The organism is Propioniciclava soli (assembly GCF_038502305.1).
GTDB classification, from domain to species: Bacteria; Actinomycetota; Actinomycetes; order Propionibacteriales; family Propionibacteriaceae; genus Propioniciclava; species Propioniciclava soli.
Map to the genome: position 1 here is coordinate 2,547,398 of NZ_CP115965.1, position 16,808 is coordinate 2,564,205.

A 16,808-nucleotide genomic window follows, 5' to 3' on the forward strand; every position below is an offset into this window, starting at 1 on the left:
CCCGCTATTCACCGCACGCGAGCCCCGTGCACATATTCTCCTCTCGGGAACCTCCGCTATCCGACGATGACGGCCTGAAGCTCACCCACCGGCAACTCCCGCGACGCCGACACCACCACCGGCACCGTACCGCTGTACCCCAACGCCGACCACGCCACCGACCAATGACTCGACGCCGTCACCGTGTAGGAGCCCTCCGGCAACGACGCCCCCTCATAGACATACCCACAATCAGGCGACGGCGTCCCTGGCTTCGTACCGGAGGGCAGCGGCGACATCGACGTGCACGTGATCGACTTGCCATCACCCATCGCAAACACCACCCGCTCCCGGACCGCATGCAACGCGAGTGGAATGCCCGCCGTCGAGGACGTGGCGTCCAACCGATCTTGCCCATCCACCCAGAGCCAGAGGGGGTAACCCACTACCACCATGTCCCATTCATTACGCTCCGGAGCGGGTCCAATTTGGACGTGGGGTAAGGGCAGCTCCATGGACAACACCGCCTCAGCCGCGAATTGCTCGATGAGTTCCCGAGGAGGAGTGACTGCCGGCGCGGACTCTCCATCCGCCAAGATCGGGATCTCTGCCGAACACCACTCGGCTATGGTCCCGGTCGAGCCGTCACACTCCCCACTGAGCGCACGGAACTGAGCCCACTGTGGTTCCGTGTAGAACTGCCACCATGGCCTCTCCCCGCCGCCTGACGATTGGGCTGGTGGCTGATCGTCTTCCTCGGTGTCGCAGGTCTTGGACGTGCTCGTGGAAGTCGCTTGCTTTGCACTCAACTTGACTGTCGTGCCTTTTTTCGAGGCCTGAGGATTTGGCTGTGATACTGGCTTGGGGACTACGACATCATCACACTGACCGGCGGCGGAGGCGTTAGGCGGCGCGATCAACAGCAAGCCCATGAGCAGAAATGCCAGACATAAACTTCTTAACATTCGGCGACTTCCCACACTCGATTGCTCGCGACCTTGAGCCCGCCATCCTCTTGTTTAAAGAAAACTTGCTCCTGAAAGGATGTCGGGCGCGAATCCTCACCCTCGTAGGTCAATACCAGCGAGCCTGGAGCCAAGCAGGTCGAGAGCGCTAGGACGGAACCTTGGTCCGATATGTCGGTCGCGCGACGCACCCAAGCCACTTCTAGGTTCCCTCGATAAGACACCCCGCTCTCGAGGGCATCTCGTAGCTCGGACGTCGCCAATTCCAAGTATTCTCCCGTCATCAGGGATCGGAGTTCCTCATTCATGGGCTCGCGCGCTTCCATGAGGTCAAACTGAAGCTCCTGCACACGCCGATACACCCGCTCAGCTTCCGCGTACTGCTCATCCCGCGCCACCATGGCCTCAAACTCAGCCTGGTCACAGCCATACGCATCCCCACCCGCCTCGGGTGTGCACTGGAACGTCGGCTCCGGAGTCGGCTCGGGGGTGGGCTCCACCCCGGGCGTGCACCCCGCAAACAGCACGCCCCAACACACCACGGCACCGGCAGCAGTCATCGGCTTCACCACGCGAATCCCCCTACGTCAACGACGACTGGCCCAGCATGACACAGCGCCCCAGACGCACCCCACCCGTTCCGAGAGTTGTCCACAGCCACGTCCAACAACGCGCCCGCGGGCACCCGGCACACTGGAGCCCATGACCGCACAACCCGACAACACCTACGCCCGCCGTCCCGCAACCCCGCCCTGGGGGCCTGGTTGGGCGCGACTGCTCGCGGGGATGGCCACGCTGTTTCCCCTGGGTCTGGCCGGCACCGGCATCATCACCATGACTGCCGCCGTCGGGTCGGCGTCCCTGCAGTGGATCGGCATCGGCCTCGCCACGGTGCTCCTCGGCGCCGCCATCGCCGCCCCACTGGGAGTATTTCTCGCGAAGGGCGGCAAGCCGTGGTTCGTCACGGGCACCGCCTTGGTCGTCCTGCTCGCCGCTACGCTGCTCGTGTTCGCCTTCCTCTGAGCGCGGCGTCCCAGGCCTCCCAACCCTCACACCAACGGCGCAGCAGTTCCGCGTCGCTCGTACCCGACGAAGTCGAATCCTTCACGGGCCTCGCGCCGCACCTCCATCCACTCTTCAGGGTCGATTTCCGGAAACGTCACGGACCCCTCGGCCGCCACGGGCACCTCGGTCATATCCAGTTCGGTGAGCCACGGCCACGCCTGCCGGTAGACCTCTCCACCCCCGGCCACGTACACCACGTCATCCAGACCGGCAGCGACGGCCAACGCCTCCTCCACTGAGGTGGCCACCAACCCCACCGCGGTTGAGCCCGCAGGCGGCAGCGACACGACCGACGGCGTCCGCGTCACGACGATGGTCGTCCGCCCCGGCAGCCAGCGACCGATAGCATCGTGCGTCGCGCGGCCCATCACCATCGGGTGGCCCAGGGTCACCCGCTTGTAGCGCGCCCAGTCCTCGGCGAACGAGAACGGCTGCTTCTCCCCGTCCCCGAGCACCCCGTTGGACGCAACAATCGCGATCGCGACCACCTTCGTCGCCATCTCAGCTCCCCTCCGCCAGCCGCGCCACCTCGGCGGCCAGCACGCGATGAACACCGGGATCGACCACCGGCCGGAAATGCCCGTTGACGCCGAGGGTGATCGTACGGCTCCCCGGCGGCCCGGCTCCCCCGGCCACCGCCGGGATGAACTCGTCCCAGGCCGGCTGGATCGACGTGATCCGCGCGTCAGCCTGGGTCAGCGCGGCCAACCAGCCCAGCTCCGCCCCACCCGGCGCGAAGACCCCCAGGGCCGTCCGCCGCAGCGCCCGCCCTCGAAGGCCGCCCATCCGCATTGATCCCGCCCACGGCGTGCCCACCGCCACCAACCCCGCCACCCGGTCGGCGAGACCCGCCTCCAGCAGCAGCGCCTTGCCGATCAGCCCACCCTTCGAATGTCCCAACAGGACGGCGCCCCGCACGCCGGCCGCCACCACGGCGGACGCCGCCACCGCCACAGCTCGCTCGAACGCCAGCCGCTGGTATCCCAGCTCCGGCACCACCACCACCGGATGCCCCCGCTCGTGCAACGCCCGCGCCCACGGCAGCAGGTAGCGCCACGGCTCGTAGACGCCGGGCAGCAGCACCACCGGCGCCCGCCACCCGGAGGCGAACGCGTCCGGCGGCGTCCGGTCCACCGTGATCCGAGCCCGGTGCGGCACCACGTGCGCCGCCTCCCAGGCCAGCGTGCGCACCGTGGATCCCCACCCGCTCACGCCCACCGATGCACCTCGGCGTGCACCTTCCACCACACCCGTTCGTCCATCAACGGCAGGAAGTGCCCGGACGCCGCCAGCGGCACATTGCGCGCCCCCTCCAGCGTCGACCCCTCCGGAATCATCTCGTCCCAGGCCGGCACCAGCGACGACACGCGGCGCTGCGCCACGTCCAGGGCCGCGATCATCGCGATTCCGGACGCCGTGGGCGCGAACTCGCGCAGGTGGCTGAGCGCCGCCAGACGCAGCCCCCGCGAGGAACCCCGGAAGGGCGACGCCACCGCCACCACCCCGGCGATGCGCGCGTCGAGACCCGGCCGGGTCATCGTCAGCAGCCCGATCAGCCCACCCTTCGAGTGCGCTACCACCACGCACCGTTCGAGCCCCCGATCCGCCACGAACGCCTCCACCACGTCCGCCGCGGCCTCCAGAGAACTGACGTTCCAGCCGAGCTGGTCGACGACGTGGACGGGGTGGCCGGCGTCCCGCAGGAACTCACCCAGGGGTTTGAGGTAGCGCCACGGCTCGTAGACGCCCGGCAACAACAGCACGGGGATGCGCCCCTCGGGGCAGGGGCGCGGCACCGCCAGCAGCCGCCGCGCCGGCGTCCGATCGAACAGCGCAGCCACCTGACGGCCCGCCACGTGCAGCCAGTCCCGCACCACGAAGCCGACCTTCTCGCGCACGTTCATGAGGCGGCGCGCTCGGCCAGCTCGAGCAGCTCCCTCGCCACCACACCCGCATGCCCCACCACGAGCTGGTGCGAGGCGCCCGCCACCACGACCAGCCGCACGGACGCCGCCGCACCCGCGGCCGCGCCCAGCTCCTCGATCCACGACTGCGGGGTCACCGCGTCCCGCGACCCCCGCAGCAGCACGAGGTGCTGGGTCAGGGCCGGCATCCGCTCCTCGACGCGGTACTCCAGCATGGCGGGCAGCACCTCCAGCGGCCACACCAGGCCGGCCCGCAGGTACCCCTGCACCGACAGCAGCGCCTCGGAGAACCGCTCCCGCGCCGACGACTTCAGGAACGCCCATGTCTGTTTCCGCACCGAGCGTGCCCCGTGCGTCACCACGGGGGACGCCAGCGCCACGGCGCGCGCCACCCCCGGGTGGTGAGCGACGGCGTCCACGACGATCTGTGCGCCCATCGAGTGCCCGAGCCACACCGCATCCGCCACCTTCAGCCGCTCGGCCGCCTCCGCGACCACGGACGCGAACGCCTCGATTCCGAACGGGCGTTCCGGGTCGGGCGTCCCCCCGAAACCGGGCAGGTCGAACAGCACCACGCGTCCCCGTTCGGCCAGCTCCGCCGCCAGCGGGCCCAAGTAGGTCGAGGAGACCCCCAGCCCGTGCACGAGTACGAAGGCCGGCCCCTCCTGCTGCGGGGTGGTCCACACGTGCACCGTCACACCCCCGATGTCGAGGTCGCACTGCTCGAGGTGGTCGAGGGGGTCCAGACGATCGAGACGATCCAGGTGCTCGAGGTGGTCGAGGTCGTCCAGCATCAGACGGCGATCGGGGCCTTGATCACGGGGTGCGGGTCATACCCGCGCACCTCGATGTCGCGCAACTCGAACGCGTCGATGGCCGACACGGCCGGGTTCAGGTGCAGCGTCGGCAGCGTGCGTGGCGTGCGCCCGAGCTGCTCGCGCGCCTGCTCGAGGTGGTTGAGGTAGAGGTGCGCGTCGCCGAAGGTGTGGACGAAGTCACCCACCTCCAGCCCCGTGACCTGCGCCACCATGTGCGTCAGCAGGGCGTAGCTCGCGATGTTGAAGGGCACCCCCAGGAACACGTCGGCCGAGCGCTGGTACATCTGGCAGCTCAACCGCCCGTCAGCCACGTAGAACTGGAACATCATGTGGCAGGGCGGCAGCGCCATGGCGTCCACCATCGCGGGGTTCCACGCCACGACGACGTGACGCCGCGAGTCCGGTTGGGTGCGGATCTGCGCGATGACGTCGGCGAGCTGGTCGACGTGGGCGCCCTCCGGCGTCGGCCAGCTGCGCCATTGGTAGCCGTAGATCGGGCCCAGATCGCCCTGCTCGTCGGCCCACTCGTCCCAGATCGTGATGCCGTTCTCGTGCAGCCACGCGATGTTGGTGTCGCCGCGCAGGAACCACAGCAGTTCGCCGAAAATGCTGCGGGTGTGCAACTTCTTGGTCGTGAGCAGCGGAAAGCCCTGCGCCAGGTCGAACCGCAGCTGGTGGCCGAACACGCTAAGCGTGCCGGTGCCCGTCCGGTCGGTCTTCTCGACCCCCTCGGCCAGAATCCGCCGCACCAGGCCCAGGTAGGCCGCGTCCGCGTCGTTGGTCACTGCTCCTCCTCGGCGCCCCGCAGCCGCAGGCGCTCCACCATCGCACGCACCGCTCGGCCCCGGTGGCTGAGCGTGTCTTTCTCCTCCGCCGACAGCTCCGCGTTCGTGACTGCCTGACCCTCGGCGACGAAGATCGGGTCGTACCCGAAACCCTGGTCACCCGACTCCTCGTGGGCGATCCGGCCCGGCCAGTCGGCGCGCACCACCTCCTCGGTGCCGTCGGGCAACACCAGCGCCACACAGCACACGAACCGGGCTCCGCGCGCGTCGTCGTGCACGTCGTCGATCTGCGCGAGTAGGAGCCGGCGGTTCTCCTCATCGGACGCCTTCGCCCCCGCCCAGCGCGCCGTGCGCACCCCCGGCATGCCGTTGAGGACGTCCACCTCCAGGCCGGAGTCATCGGCCAACGCCGGCAGCCCCGTGACCGCCACCGCCGCCCGCGCCTTGATCAGCGCGTTGCCCTCGAAGGTGGGTTCCGTCTCGGCCGGTTCGGGGTAGGACGCCACGTCGTCCAGCCCCAGCACCGCGAGCTCCACGCCGGACGCCGCCACGATCCGTCGCAGCTCCGCCAACTTCTTGGGGTTGTGGGTGGCCAACACCACCGAGGACACGGGTGCGGTCGGCGACATGAGGGTCACCCTACCCGGGGCCTCGGGCGGGGTTCCTCTGGTGCCACGCGGTACCGATGGGGGGTCGACCCCTCGATGAGACCGGACTGGTGCTCGGCGTGCGAGAGAGCCTCCCCGAGCAGCCGCCGCACGTGGGCGTCCGAAGCCGAGTAGAAGACGAACGCGCCCTCCCGGCGGCTGGTCACCAACCCGGCCAGCCGCAGCTTGGACAGGTGCTGGCTCACCGCCGGCGCCGTCGACTGCACCATCTCCACCAGGGCGCCCACGCTGGATTCGCCCTGCAGCAGCGCCCACAACAGCTTCACCCGGGTGGGATCGGCCAGCATCCGGAACATCGCGCTCGCCAGCCGAGCATGCTCGTCGTCGGGGACGTCCAGCAGCGGCGACTCGTGCACCCGCCCAGCCTAGCCATGGTTGCTTGTTTGAGCAGTTGCGCAAATACTTGAGCCCATGAATCCCCGTCGGGACGCCCACCCGCAGCGCCAGGCACACCAGCACCAGGAACACGAGCACGAGCAGGACAAACACCAGCACGAGCACGACGGACACCAGCACGACCACCACGGCGCGCACGACCACGATCACGACCACGGCGACGACTGGTGGGCGCGCGTGCGGCACGCGATCACCCCCCACTCCCACGACCACGCCGAGGCCATGCCGACCGCGGAGGAGGCCAGCAAGGAGGGCATTCGGACGGCGTGGATCAGCTTGGCCGGCATGGCCGCCACCGCCGCGCTCCAACTGGTGATCGTCGCCGTGAGCGGCTCGATCGGGCTGCTGGCCGACACCCTGCACAACCTCGGCCACCTGGTCACGACCATCCCGCTCATCATCGCGTTCCGGCTCGGACGCCGCGCCCCGACCCGGCGCTACCCCTTCGGCCTGCGGCGCGCGGAGGATCTCGTCGGCCTCCTGATCGGCCTGGTCATCGCGATCTCGGCCGCGCTGATCATCGCCGAATCCGTTCGCGCCCTGGTGGACCCGAGGCCCATGACCAACCCCGCCTGGGTGCTGGCCGCTGCCCTGATCGGAGCCGCCGGCAACGAGATCGTGGCCATCTACCGCATCCGCACCGGCCGGCGCATCGGCTCGGCCGCGCTGATCGCCGAGGGCCAGCACGCGCGCACCGACGCCCTCACCTCGCTGGCCGTGATCGGCGGAGTCGTGGGGACGTGGGCCGGGTTCCCCCAGGTGGACGCCCTCGTGGGGCTCCTCATGGGGGCCGTCATCGTGGGCGTCCTCATCAGCACCGTGAGGGTCACCGTGCGGCGCCTCATGGACGGTGTCGAGGACGGCACGCTCGACCAGATCGAGCGCACCGCCGCCGACGTGCCCGGGGTCCGCCGCGTCGAGCGTTCCCGCGCCCGATGGAGCGGCCACCGCATGGAGGCCGATCTCGACATCGCCGTCGATCCGGGGCTCACGGTCGCGGCCGCACACACCATCGCGGTCGAGGTGCACAGCACCCTCCTGCGCGCCGTCCGCCACCTCGATCGCGTCAGCGTCCACGTCGAGCCCGACGGGGTCGCCTGCGGGCCGAGCCTCAGCCTGCCAGCGCCTCCGCCTGCAGCCGCGTGAGCTCGGCGCACCCGGCCTGGGCCAGATCCAGCAGCTGGTCGAGCAGGGCCCGGTCGAACGGCTCCCCCTCGGCGGTGCCCTGCACCTCGACGAGCCGGCCGTCGCCGGTGCAGACCACGTTCATGTCGACCTCCGCCGCGGAATCCTCCACGTACGGCAGGTCGAGCACCGGCGTCCCGTTGACCACGCCCACGCTGATGGCCGCCACCGATCCGCGCAGCGGCTCGCCCGCCAACGCGCCCCGGGCGCGGAGCCAGGCGACGGCGTCCGCGAGCGCCACGTAGGCGCCCGTGATGGCGGCCGTGCGGGTGCCGCCGTCGGCCTGCAGCACGTCGCAGTCGATGACGATGGTGTTCTCACCGAGCGCCTGGTAGTCGATCACGCCGCGCAGTGCCCGGCCGATCAGGCGGGAGATCTCGTGCGTCCGGCCACCCACCCGCCCCTTGCGCGATTCGCGGTCCGACCGCGTGTGCGTGGCGCGCGGCAACATCTCGTACTCCGCCGTCACCCAGCCGAGCCCGCTGCCCCTGCGCCAGCGGGGGACGCCCTCGGTGACGGACGCCGCCACGAGCACGCGGGTGCTGCCGAACTCGACGAGCACCGACCCCTCGGCGTGGTCGAGCCAGTTGCGGGTGAGGGAGACGGGGCGGAGCTGGTCGGCCGCGCGGCCGTCGGCACGGGTGGTGGTCATCCGCCCACCCTAACCGGCTGCTCAGACACCCAGGGACACGAGCTGCTCGACGGCGTCCAGGTCGGAGCCGATGAGGCGGCGTCCGATGCCGGAGAACCGCTCGGGATTGCCCGTCGTCTCGAACAGACGCCGGCCCACGTGGCCCGCGCGGGCCAGCCCGAGATCGGTCAGGGACGCGTAGACCTGCTTGGCGCACTCCTCGGAGCTGCTCACGAGCGTCACCGCATCGCCCAGCACGTAGCTGAGCACGCCGGCCAACAGGGGGTAGTGCGTGCACCCGAGAATCAAGGTGTCCACGCCGGCCTCCTGCAGGGGCGCCAGGTACCCCCGGGCCAACGCCAGCAACTCCTCGCCGCCGGTGACGCCGCGCTCGACGTAGTCCACGAACTGCGGGCACGGAGCGGTGTGCAACCGCACCCCCGGCACCGCGGCCAGCGCGTCGTCATAGCTCTGCGACGTGGCGGTCGCCACCGTGCAGATGACGCCGATGTGGCCGTTCTTCGTGACCTTCACCGCCCGCCGCGCCGCCGGCAGGATCACCTCGATCACCGGCACGTCGTAGCGCTCCCGGGCATCGCGCAGCACGGCCGACGAGGCCGAGTTGCAGGCGATGACCAGGGCCTTCACGCCGCGCCCCACCAGGTGGTCGAGGCACTCCAGGGCGTACTCGCGCACCTGCGAGATCGGCAGTGGCCCGTAGGGCGCCCGGGCCGTGTCGCCGAGATAGATCGTGTCCTCCGCGGGCAGCTGGTCCCACACCGCGCGGGCCACGGTGAGCCCGCCGAACCCCGAGTCGAAGATGCCGACCGGCGCGTCGACGACGCTCACACCACCCCGCCTCATTCGGGCCTGGGCGAGCCCGGGCCCGGCACCGTCGCCCGCTCCGCGGCGATGGTGGTGTCCGCACCGTGACCGGTCTTGACCACCGTCTCGTCGGGCAGGGCAAACAACACGTGGTCGATCGAGCGCAGGATCACGTCCCAGCTCGAGTAGCTGCGCCCCGTCGCGCCCGGCCCGCCCTCGAAGAGGGTGTCGCCGGTGAAGACGACCCCAAGCTCGGGGGCGTACAGGCACACCGACCCCGGGGAGTGCCCCGGCGCGTGGAGCACCGTCAGCGTCGTGCCGGCCACCTCGATGACCTGGCCGTCGGCCAACTCACCGTCCGGCTCGACGTCGTGGGTGAGCCGCCACACGACGAGGTCGTCGGGGTGCAGCCACACCGGCGCGCCCATCGCGTCCCCCAGCGCGCGGGCGTGGCGGACGTGGTCGTCGTGCGCGTGGGTGCAGACGATCGCCTTCACCGCCCGCTCGCCGACCAGCTCGGTGATGACACCGACGTCGTGCGGGGCGTCGATGACGACGCACTCGGTGTCGTCGCCCACCACCCAGACGTTGTTGTCGACGTCGAAGGTCTCCCCGTCGAGGCTGAACGTGCCGGAGGTGACGGCGTGGTCGATGCGGGCGCTCATGCCCGCGATCCTGCCATGACGACGACGCTGCGCAGCACCTCACCGCGGTGCATCTTCGCGAACGCGTCGTCGATCTCGCCGATGCCGATCTCCTCGCTGACGAACGCATCCAACGGCAGCCGACCCCGGGTGTAGAGATCGATCAGCATCGGGAAGTCCCGACTCGGCAGGCAGTCGCCGTACCAGCTGGACTTCAGCGAGCCGCCGCGTCCGAACACGTCCAGCAGCGGCACGGTCAGCTCCATCTCGGGCGTGGGGACGCCGACGAGCACCACGGTGCCCGCCAGGTCGCGCGCGTAGAACGCCTGTCGCCAAATTTCCGGACGCCCCACCGCGTCGATCACCACGTCGGCCCCGAAGCCGCCGGTGAGCGCACGAATCGCCTCGACCGGGTCCGCCTCCCGGGCGTTGACGGCATCGGTCGCGCCCAGCTCACGCGCCCGGTCGAGCTTGCGGGGGTCGACGTCGACGGCGATGATCCGCGCGGCACCGGCCAGGTCCGCCCCGACCACCGCGGCCATGCCCACGCCCCCGCAGCCGATCACCGCCACGGAGTCACCGCGGCCGACGTTGCCCGTGTTGAGCGCGGCACCGATGCCCGCCATGACGCCGCATCCGAGCAGGCCCGCGGCGGCCGGCCGGGCGGCCGGATCCACCTTCGTGCACTGGCCGGCGGCCACGAGGGTCTTCTCGGCGAACGCGCCGATGCCGAGCGCCGGGGTCAACTCCGTGCCGTCCTCGAGCGTCATGCGCTGCGTCGCGTTGTGGGTGTTGAAGCAGTACCAGGGCCGGCCACGCCGACACGCACGGCACTCGCCACACACCGCCCGCCAGTTCAGGATCACGAAGTCACCGGGCGCGACCTCGCTGACGCCCTCACCCACCGCCTCGACGATGCCGGACGCCTCGTGGCCCAGCAGGTAGGGATAGTCGTCCCCGATGCCACCCTGCACGTAGTGGAGGTCGGTGTGGCAGACCCCGCACGCCTGCACGCGCACCACCGCCTCGCCGGGGCCGGGATCGGGAACGGTGATGGTGACGAGTTCAACCGGGGCGTCCTTGCTCCGCGCGACGACGGCCTGTACCTGCTGCATGACCCCAGCATGGTCAATCGCGCCGTCGATGCCAACCCGCCCGCTCCGCAGCCCGCGAACGGGCCCGGTCACCTGCGGGGGGACGGCCCGGTGACGCCGCCATGGCAACCTTGGCAACCGGCTCGATGAAGAATTGACACCCTTCGGCCTGACGGTTGAAGCTTCATGGAGCAAGGAAAGTTGAACCTTCATTTAACTTACGAGGAGCACCCATGACCGCCATCACCACCGGCCTCCGCCTCACGCCCGCCCGCACGCCGGTGCGCACCGTGATCCCGGCCGCCCCCCAGGTGGCCGTCCGCTCCGCCGGCCCGGCCGTCCGGCGCGCCGCGGCACCCGAGGCCTCCGTCACGTGGACCTCGACCCCCGATGTGGATCTGACTACGCCCATCACCCCGTACAACGGGTGGGATTTCCCGGAGGCCCGTCACAACCCGCTCGGCGTCGTAGCGCTCCTCCTCGCGGTCGTCGGCGGCATCCTGGCCCTCATTCAGACCGACGCGACGCCCGGATGGCTGCTCATCCCCGGCAGCTTCGGTCTGGCCCTGCTGGCCCTGCAGCTGCGCGGCCGGGACAAGAATGTCGCCTCCATGGCCGTCATGGCGGCCATCGCCGGTTCCATCGTTGCTGTGGTGAATCTCGCGTTCGGCGCCTGAGGAAATCATTGGCCGCACCACCCGCGCGGGGACGTCGGCGACCCCGGTGGCGCTCGGTGCGATCAGCGGCGGAGCGTCAGCGCGACGAGGACGGGCCCGGTCCGGGCCGAGGAGGGCGACGCCGCCCCGCAGCCCGGGGAGCCGCCCGGCCCCCCGGACGCACACCCGCCGCAGCCCCCGGCGGGGCACCCCGCCGCCAACGCCTTCGCCTCGATCCGGCCCAGCCGGACCAGGTGCTCCACACTGGCCCGCACCACGTCCGCTGCCAGCCCGGTGCGCTCCCCCACCTCGGTCAGCGACGACGCACCGGCGCCGAAGGCGTCCAGCACCCGGCTCAACGGCCCGCTCATCGAAACGACCCGCTCACCAGAACAACCGGCCGATCTGGAAGACGGCCACGGCGGCCGTCCAGGCGACGGCGAGTTGCACCGCGATGCCGAACAGCGTCCACCGCAACCCGATCTCGCGGTGCTGCGCCGCCACCGTCGCGACGCAGGGGGTGTAGGCCATCAGGAAGATGAGGAACGCCCACACGGCCGGCAGGGGGTGCCCACCCGAGGACTCCTCGAAGGCACCCATGATCGCGGCGCCGAGATCCCCCGGATCCTCCCCTTCGGCTGGCTCGGTCACGGCGTAGGTCTGCGCCCAGGAGCTGATCACCGCCTCCTTGGCGACGAAGCCCACCACCAGGGCCGAGGTGGTCTGCCAGGCGTCGAACCCGGCCGGCGCGAACACCGGCGCGACGGCTCGCGCCCCGGCGGCGTACACCGAGTCCTCCACCGGCACCGAGCCGAAGGATTCGCCCTGCTGGGTGGGAATCGACTGCAGCAGCCAGACCGCGCACACCGTCACCACGATGATCCCGGACGCCGTGCGCAGGAAGCCCTGCAGCCGCGTCCACGTGACGCTGGCCGTGAGCCGTAGCGTGGGCGCCTGGTAGGGCGGCAGGTCGAGCACGAGCGGCTCGGCGCCCATCGTCCGCCACAAGGTGGCGCGCAGCGCGAGGCCCACCCCCACCACGAACAGGATCGACAACAGGTACATCACGAACACCACCGTGCCGGCCGCGCGCCCGAAGAAAATGGTGCCCACCATGACGTAGACGGTCAGGCGGGCCGTGCAGGAGGTGAACGGGACGAGCAGGGCGGTCAGGATGCGCTGCCGCGCGTCGCCGAGGATTCTGGTGGCGCTGATCGCGGGCACGTTGCAGCCGAACCCCACGATGAGCGGCAGGAACGCCTTGCCCGGCAGCCCGATGCTGCGCATCAGCTTGTCGCTCACCACCGCCGCGCGCGCCAAGTAGCCCGAGTCCTCCAGCAGGGCCAGCAGCACGAACATCAGCGCCATGAGCGGCACGAACGTCAGCAACATCCCCACCCCGGCGACGAGCCCGTCGACCAGCAGACCCTCCACCCAGGTGCCCCCGAGCCCGACGAGGCCCAGGCCGGCGCGCACCGCGTCCGACACCGGCCCGGTGAAGAGCCCGTCGAGCGCATCCTGCAGGGGGGCCGCGACGGTCGTGGTGATCTGGAACACCAGCCACATGACGGCCAGGAAGAGCAGCGGCCCGGCCACCGGGTGGAGGGCCACGCGGTCGACCCGGTCGGAGAAGCTCATGCGCTGCGCCCCCGATGTCGTGGTGCCGGCGTCGACCGCGGCCTCGATCCATCCGAACCGCTCGTCCTCGCGCGCGAGGTCGTCGGACGCCGGCGCCACGACCCGGGCGGTGGGTCGCGGCCGCGCCAGGGACTCCCGCACGAAGCGGGTGAGGTTGTCCAGGCCGGTGCGGCGCCGCGGATCGACCACCACCACGGGGCAGCCGACCGCCTCCGCCAGGGCATGGCTGTCGACCTCGACCCCGGCCTGCCGAGCCACGTCGGTCATCGTGAGCGCGACGACGACGCGATGCGTCGACTCACGGAGCTGGCACACGAGGTGGAGGGAGCGGGCGAGGTGTGCCGCGTCCACCACCACCACGACCGCATCGAGTCGCTCGGCCGCCGGTGCGTCCACCAGGAGCGCCCGGGTCAGCTCCTCGTCCGGGCTGATCGGGTCGAGGCTGTAGGCACCGGGCAGGTCGACCAGCGTGAACTCGCTCGGTTGGTGGGCCGCGCAGGTTCCTTCGCAGTGCTCGCAGGCGCAGACGCGGTCACCCGCCCGGAAGCGCCACACCCCCCGGCCCACGTCGACGGTCGTCCCGGGCCAGTTGCCGGTCGTCGCGCGGAGACCCGTGAGCGCGTTGAAGAGCGTCGACTTGCCGACGTTGGGCGCCCCCGCCAGCGCCACCACGGGTGCCCCCTCGCCCGCCCCCCGGCCCGCGGGGCCGTGGCAGGCCGCCTGGATCGTGGGTAGCGCGGGGGCGACTTTGAGGCGCCGCGTGCCGGTGGCGGTCACGCGGCGCTCGCCTCCGGGGCCACCGCCACGCCGGCCAGCACGCCCGCGTCCAGCGCCAACCGCCCCCCGCCGACGGACACGACCCGGCCCCCGGCGACCAGCTTCTGCACCACCGTCAGGCGGGCCCCCCGGCGCACCCCGAAGCGGGAGAGTCGCCGGGCGACGACGGCGTCCGGATGGGTGGACCAGATGACCAGGGGCGTCCCGAGCGGGGCGCGATCGAGGGTGATCGACGCGTTCACAATGGTGAGGCTAACCTAACCAACCCTACGACCGCCAGTAGTAGTCCGTTATTTCGCAAGGTGGATGTTGGCGAACTTCTCCACCGCGGCGCTGAGCCGGTCCAGCGGCTCGGACGCGAGGCGCCACCGGTGCCAGAACAGGGGCACCTCGACCGTGCCACCCACCCGCAGCTGGCACAGGTCGGCGTCCGTCCGGGCGAGCATGCCGGCCGGCACCATCCCCCACCCCAGGCCTGCCGCCACCGCGGCCAGGAAGCCCTCCGCACTGGGCACCTGGGTCACCCGGGGCGGACGCCCCACGCCCAGCTGGGCCAGTCGCGCATCCTGCAGGTCGTCGTCCGGCCCGAAGTTGACCATGGGCAGATCGGCGGGCCCCAGTCCGGACGCCACCAGGTCGGCCCGGGCCATCGCGTGGTAGCGCATCACCCCGAGCGGAACCGAGCGGCAGCCCGGCGCCGCCCGCGGACGCGACGTGACGGCCGCCATCGCCGCGCCGCGGGAGAGATGCTCGGCGGCCACCGCTTGGTCGGCCACCGTGAGGTGCAGCGCGATGTCCGCCCAGCCCGCGGCCTCGTCGAACACGGCCGGGAACCAGGTGGCGAGGGAGTCCGCGTTCACCACGACGCGCACCACGGTCACGCGGCCCCCGGCCCCACCGTCCACACCGAGCCCGCCGTCGAGTTCGCTGCGCGCCTCGGCCTGCAGGAGCAGCACCTGGCGCGCCAGCCGCAGCACGACCTCGCCGGCGGCCGTCGGTCGCACCGGTGTGGTCCGCTCCAGCAGCACCGCGCCGGCGGACGCCTCGAGGGCGCGGAGGCGCTGGCTCATCGCCGAGGGGGTGAGCGAGAGCTCACGGGCGGCGGCGTCCAGGGTGCCGAGATCGATCGCGGTGGCGAACGCTCGCAACTGCTCCAGCTGCATGAAGCAATACTGCACCAGCTGCAGATTCTTTCGCTGTACTTCACCCCGTGCGGGCCCTAACGTCGACGACGTGATGTTCTCCAGCGCCGTCTCGGGCGCCCTCGCCAGTTGGTCCCTCATCGTTGCCGTCGGCCCGCAGAACGCCTTCGTCCTGCGCCAGGGGTTGGCCCGTCAGCATGTCGGGCTGGTCATCGCGGTGTGTGCCGTGGCGGACTGCCTGCTGATCCTCGCCGGCAACCTGGGCATCGGCGCGCTGGTGACCGCGCTGCCGTGGTTGACCGACGTCCTGCGCTGGGGCGGGGCCGCCTACCTGGTCTGGTTCGCCTGCCAGTCGTTCCGCTCGGCCTGGGCCGCCGAGGGGCTGCACGCCGGTGACGGCGCGCGCGGGGCGTCCGCCGTGCTGGCCACCACGCTGACGATCACTTTGCTGAACCCCGGGGTCTACCTGGACACGGTCGCCCTGCTGGGCACGTTGGCCCACCAGGCCGAGCACGCCTGGTCCTTCTCCCTCGGGGCCATGGCGGCGTCGGTCATCTGGTTCGTCGGCCTCGGCACCGGCGCCCGCGCGCTGGCCCCCCTGGCCGCGTCCCCACGCGCCTGGCGCGTGGTCGACACCGTGATCGGGGTCGTGGTGCTGGTGCTCGCCCTCCGGCTCGCCCTGGCTCACTGAGGGGTGCCCTCACGTGCGGGGCCCCGCGGTCGTCTCAGAGCGACTCGAGCAGGGATTCCAGGACGACCGCCAGCCAGTCGTAGATCGCGACCACCTGGTAGCGCGGGTCGCGCGGCGACATGCGCTCCAGACCCCGGTGGTCGGCGTCGGACTCGATGCCCAGGCGCACCGCCAGGCTCAACCGCACCCCGTTCAACGTCTTGATCCACGCCTCGGCATGCGCGACGTCCACCACCAGCGGGTGCTCGCCCCCCTGGGTGGCGTCGAGGTCGGCCAGCACGTGCTGGGCGTCGTCGACGCGCCCCCGGCGCAGCGCGTCGCGCGTGTACCGCTTGTGCTCCGCGGAGGCGACCGGATCGTCGGGGTACGGGTCGGGGAAGAGCCGGGCGATGACCGGGTCGGCGTCGTCCAGCGCGACCCCGTCACCGAACTCGCCCGCCCACGCGTCGAAGGGATCCTCGCTGGGGCCGGGCGCCACCCCCACCTGGCCGCCGCCCAGCAACTCGTCCACCTGCGCGACCAGCGAGGAGACGAGGGCGACCTCGACCTCCTCGAACTCGGCGACCAGCGCGTCGCCCTCGCGCCGGAAGCCGATCACTCCGACCGCTCCACGGTCGCCCACAGCCCGTAGGCGTGGAGGGCGTTGACGTGGGTCTCCATCTCCTCCCGCGTGCCCGTCGCCACCACCGACCGGCCCACGGTGTGCACCTGCATCATCAGCCGCGTGGCCTTGGCATGGCTGAACTTGAAGTAGGTGACGAACACGTGGGTGACGTAGCTCATCAGGTTGACCGGGTCGTCCCACACGAGGGTGTTCCAGCCGGTGAGGTCCGCGGTGACCTCCGCCGGACGCTCGGCCACGGCGGTGCCGCCCGCCGGCGTCACAGGAACCTCGGGACTCGACATGCCCCCATTCTGTCATGC

Annotated in this window: 23 protein-coding genes; 4 read left to right on the forward strand and 19 right to left on the reverse strand. The window is 71.2% G+C overall.

Annotated elements, in window-relative coordinates:
• Nucleotides 1-56: 56 nt before the first annotated feature.
• Together PCC79_RS11420 and PCC79_RS11425 are read right to left on the reverse strand one after the other, a co-directional pair.
• The gene (locus PCC79_RS11420) at nt 57-434 is read right to left on the reverse strand and encodes a hypothetical protein (RefSeq protein ID WP_342371883.1); all 378 of its coding nucleotides are present in this window, start codon (nt 432-434) and stop codon (nt 57-59) included.
• A 503-nt stretch (nt 435-937) separates the two neighbouring features.
• On the reverse strand, nt 938-1,516 hold the full coding sequence (locus tag PCC79_RS11425) for a hypothetical protein (RefSeq protein WP_342371884.1): 579 nt from the start codon (nt 1,514-1,516) through the stop codon (nt 938-940).
• Nucleotides 1,517-1,646: 130 nt separating this feature from the next.
• Here PCC79_RS11425 and PCC79_RS11430 point away from each other — a divergent pair, with 130 nt between their 5' ends.
• A complete protein-coding gene (locus PCC79_RS11430; protein ID WP_342371885.1) occupies nt 1,647-1,967 on the forward strand; it encodes a hypothetical protein in 321 nt (106 codons plus the stop codon).
• Between the two features lie 26 nt (nt 1,968-1,993).
• Here PCC79_RS11430 and PCC79_RS11435 read toward each other — a convergent pair whose 3' ends face one another.
• The 7 genes from PCC79_RS11435 to PCC79_RS11465 are packed head-to-tail and all read right to left on the reverse strand — an operon-like array spanning nt 1,994 to nt 6,561.
• Complete coding sequence (locus PCC79_RS11435) at nt 1,994-2,509, reverse strand: dihydrofolate reductase (RefSeq protein ID WP_342371886.1); 516 nt, start codon at nt 2,507-2,509, stop codon at nt 1,994-1,996.
• A 1-nt stretch (nt 2,510) separates the two neighbouring features.
• A complete protein-coding gene (locus tag PCC79_RS11440) occupies nt 2,511-3,221 on the reverse strand; it encodes a hypothetical protein (RefSeq protein ID WP_342371887.1) in 711 nt (236 codons plus the stop codon).
• A complete protein-coding gene (locus tag PCC79_RS11445; protein ID WP_342371888.1) occupies nt 3,218-3,913 on the reverse strand; it encodes an alpha/beta hydrolase in 696 nt (231 codons plus the stop codon). Before PCC79_RS11445 ends, PCC79_RS11440 begins: the two co-directional genes overlap by 4 nt.
• A complete protein-coding gene (locus tag PCC79_RS11450) occupies nt 3,910-4,728 on the reverse strand; it encodes an alpha/beta hydrolase (RefSeq protein WP_342371889.1) in 819 nt (272 codons plus the stop codon). The genes PCC79_RS11445 and PCC79_RS11450 overlap by 4 nt, the downstream gene beginning before the upstream one ends.
• Complete coding sequence (locus PCC79_RS11455; protein WP_342371890.1) at nt 4,728-5,537, reverse strand: thymidylate synthase; 810 nt, start codon at nt 5,535-5,537, stop codon at nt 4,728-4,730. The genes PCC79_RS11450 and PCC79_RS11455 overlap by 1 nt, the downstream gene beginning before the upstream one ends.
• Nucleotides 5,534-6,148 carry an RdgB/HAM1 family non-canonical purine NTP pyrophosphatase gene (rdgB, locus tag PCC79_RS11460; RefSeq protein ID WP_425325674.1) on the reverse strand — a complete coding sequence of 205 codons (615 nt, stop codon included), beginning with the start codon at nt 6,146-6,148 and terminating at the stop codon, nt 5,534-5,536. Before rdgB ends, PCC79_RS11455 begins: the two co-directional genes overlap by 4 nt.
• A gap of 23 nt (nt 6,149-6,171) precedes the next feature.
• Nucleotides 6,172-6,561, reverse strand: a complete 390-nt coding sequence (locus PCC79_RS11465) for a metalloregulator ArsR/SmtB family transcription factor (protein ID WP_342371892.1) — start codon at nt 6,559-6,561, stop codon at nt 6,172-6,174.
• Between the two features lie 55 nt (nt 6,562-6,616).
• Between PCC79_RS11465 and PCC79_RS11470 the strand changes: the two genes are divergently transcribed.
• On the forward strand, nt 6,617-7,747 hold the full coding sequence (locus tag PCC79_RS11470) for a cation diffusion facilitator family transporter (RefSeq protein WP_342371893.1): 1,131 nt from the start codon (nt 6,617-6,619) through the stop codon (nt 7,745-7,747).
• Here the strand turns inward: PCC79_RS11470 and rph are convergent.
• From rph to PCC79_RS11490, 4 genes are read right to left on the reverse strand one after another with little or no spacing between them, the layout of a single operon-like run.
• Complete coding sequence (gene rph, locus PCC79_RS11475) at nt 7,713-8,438, reverse strand: ribonuclease PH (RefSeq protein WP_342371894.1); 726 nt, start codon at nt 8,436-8,438, stop codon at nt 7,713-7,715. The genes PCC79_RS11470 and rph overlap by 35 nt on opposite strands.
• A 21-nt stretch (nt 8,439-8,459) precedes the next feature.
• Nucleotides 8,460-9,266 (reverse strand): glutamate racemase, encoded by an 807-nt coding sequence (gene murI, locus PCC79_RS11480; RefSeq protein ID WP_416046578.1) that lies wholly within the window; start codon nt 9,264-9,266, stop codon nt 8,460-8,462.
• Between the two features lie 11 nt (nt 9,267-9,277).
• On the reverse strand, nt 9,278-9,907 hold the full coding sequence (locus PCC79_RS11485; RefSeq protein ID WP_342371895.1) for an MBL fold metallo-hydrolase: 630 nt from the start codon (nt 9,905-9,907) through the stop codon (nt 9,278-9,280).
• Nucleotides 9,904-11,001: an S-(hydroxymethyl)mycothiol dehydrogenase gene (locus PCC79_RS11490; RefSeq protein WP_342371896.1), complete on the reverse strand. Its 1,098-nt coding sequence runs from the start codon at nt 10,999-11,001 to the stop codon at nt 9,904-9,906. Before PCC79_RS11490 ends, PCC79_RS11485 begins: the two co-directional genes overlap by 4 nt.
• Before the next feature lie 212 nt (nt 11,002-11,213).
• Between PCC79_RS11490 and PCC79_RS11495 the strand changes: the two genes are divergently transcribed.
• The gene (locus PCC79_RS11495; RefSeq protein WP_342371897.1) at nt 11,214-11,657 is read left to right on the forward strand and encodes a hypothetical protein; all 444 of its coding nucleotides are present in this window, start codon (nt 11,214-11,216) and stop codon (nt 11,655-11,657) included.
• 62 nt (nt 11,658-11,719) lie between these two features.
• On the opposite strand, the gene PCC79_RS11500 is transcribed toward PCC79_RS11495, so the two are convergent.
• The 4 genes from PCC79_RS11500 to PCC79_RS11515 are packed head-to-tail and all read right to left on the reverse strand — an operon-like array spanning nt 11,720 to nt 15,214.
• Nucleotides 11,720-12,007, reverse strand: coding sequence for a FeoC-like transcriptional regulator (locus PCC79_RS11500; protein ID WP_232549468.1), 288 nt, complete (start codon nt 12,005-12,007; stop codon nt 11,720-11,722).
• Nucleotides 12,008-12,020: 13 nt separating this feature from the next.
• On the reverse strand, nt 12,021-14,051 hold the full coding sequence (gene feoB, locus PCC79_RS11505) for a ferrous iron transport protein B (protein ID WP_342371898.1): 2,031 nt from the start codon (nt 14,049-14,051) through the stop codon (nt 12,021-12,023).
• Complete coding sequence (locus tag PCC79_RS11510) at nt 14,048-14,293, reverse strand: FeoA domain-containing protein (RefSeq protein ID WP_232549466.1); 246 nt, start codon at nt 14,291-14,293, stop codon at nt 14,048-14,050. Before PCC79_RS11510 ends, feoB begins: the two co-directional genes overlap by 4 nt.
• A 48-nt stretch (nt 14,294-14,341) precedes the next feature.
• On the reverse strand, nt 14,342-15,214 hold the full coding sequence (locus tag PCC79_RS11515) for an ArgP/LysG family DNA-binding transcriptional regulator (protein WP_342371899.1): 873 nt from the start codon (nt 15,212-15,214) through the stop codon (nt 14,342-14,344).
• Nucleotides 15,215-15,287: 73 nt separating this feature from the next.
• On the opposite strand from PCC79_RS11515, the gene PCC79_RS11520 reads away from it, so the two are divergent.
• Nucleotides 15,288-15,884 carry a LysE/ArgO family amino acid transporter gene (locus PCC79_RS11520; RefSeq protein ID WP_232549533.1) on the forward strand — a complete coding sequence of 199 codons (597 nt, stop codon included), beginning with the start codon at nt 15,288-15,290 and terminating at the stop codon, nt 15,882-15,884.
• A gap of 34 nt (nt 15,885-15,918) precedes the next feature.
• Here PCC79_RS11520 and PCC79_RS11525 read toward each other — a convergent pair whose 3' ends face one another.
• Both PCC79_RS11525 and clpS read right to left on the reverse strand, forming a co-directional pair.
• Entirely contained in the window at nt 15,919-16,482 is a 564-nt protein-coding gene (locus PCC79_RS11525) for a DUF2017 domain-containing protein (protein ID WP_342371900.1), read from the reverse strand.
• A complete protein-coding gene (gene clpS / locus PCC79_RS11530) occupies nt 16,479-16,790 on the reverse strand; it encodes an ATP-dependent Clp protease adapter ClpS (protein WP_342371901.1) in 312 nt (103 codons plus the stop codon). The genes PCC79_RS11525 and clpS overlap by 4 nt, the downstream gene beginning before the upstream one ends.
• Between the last annotated feature and the right edge of the window lie 18 nt (nt 16,791-16,808).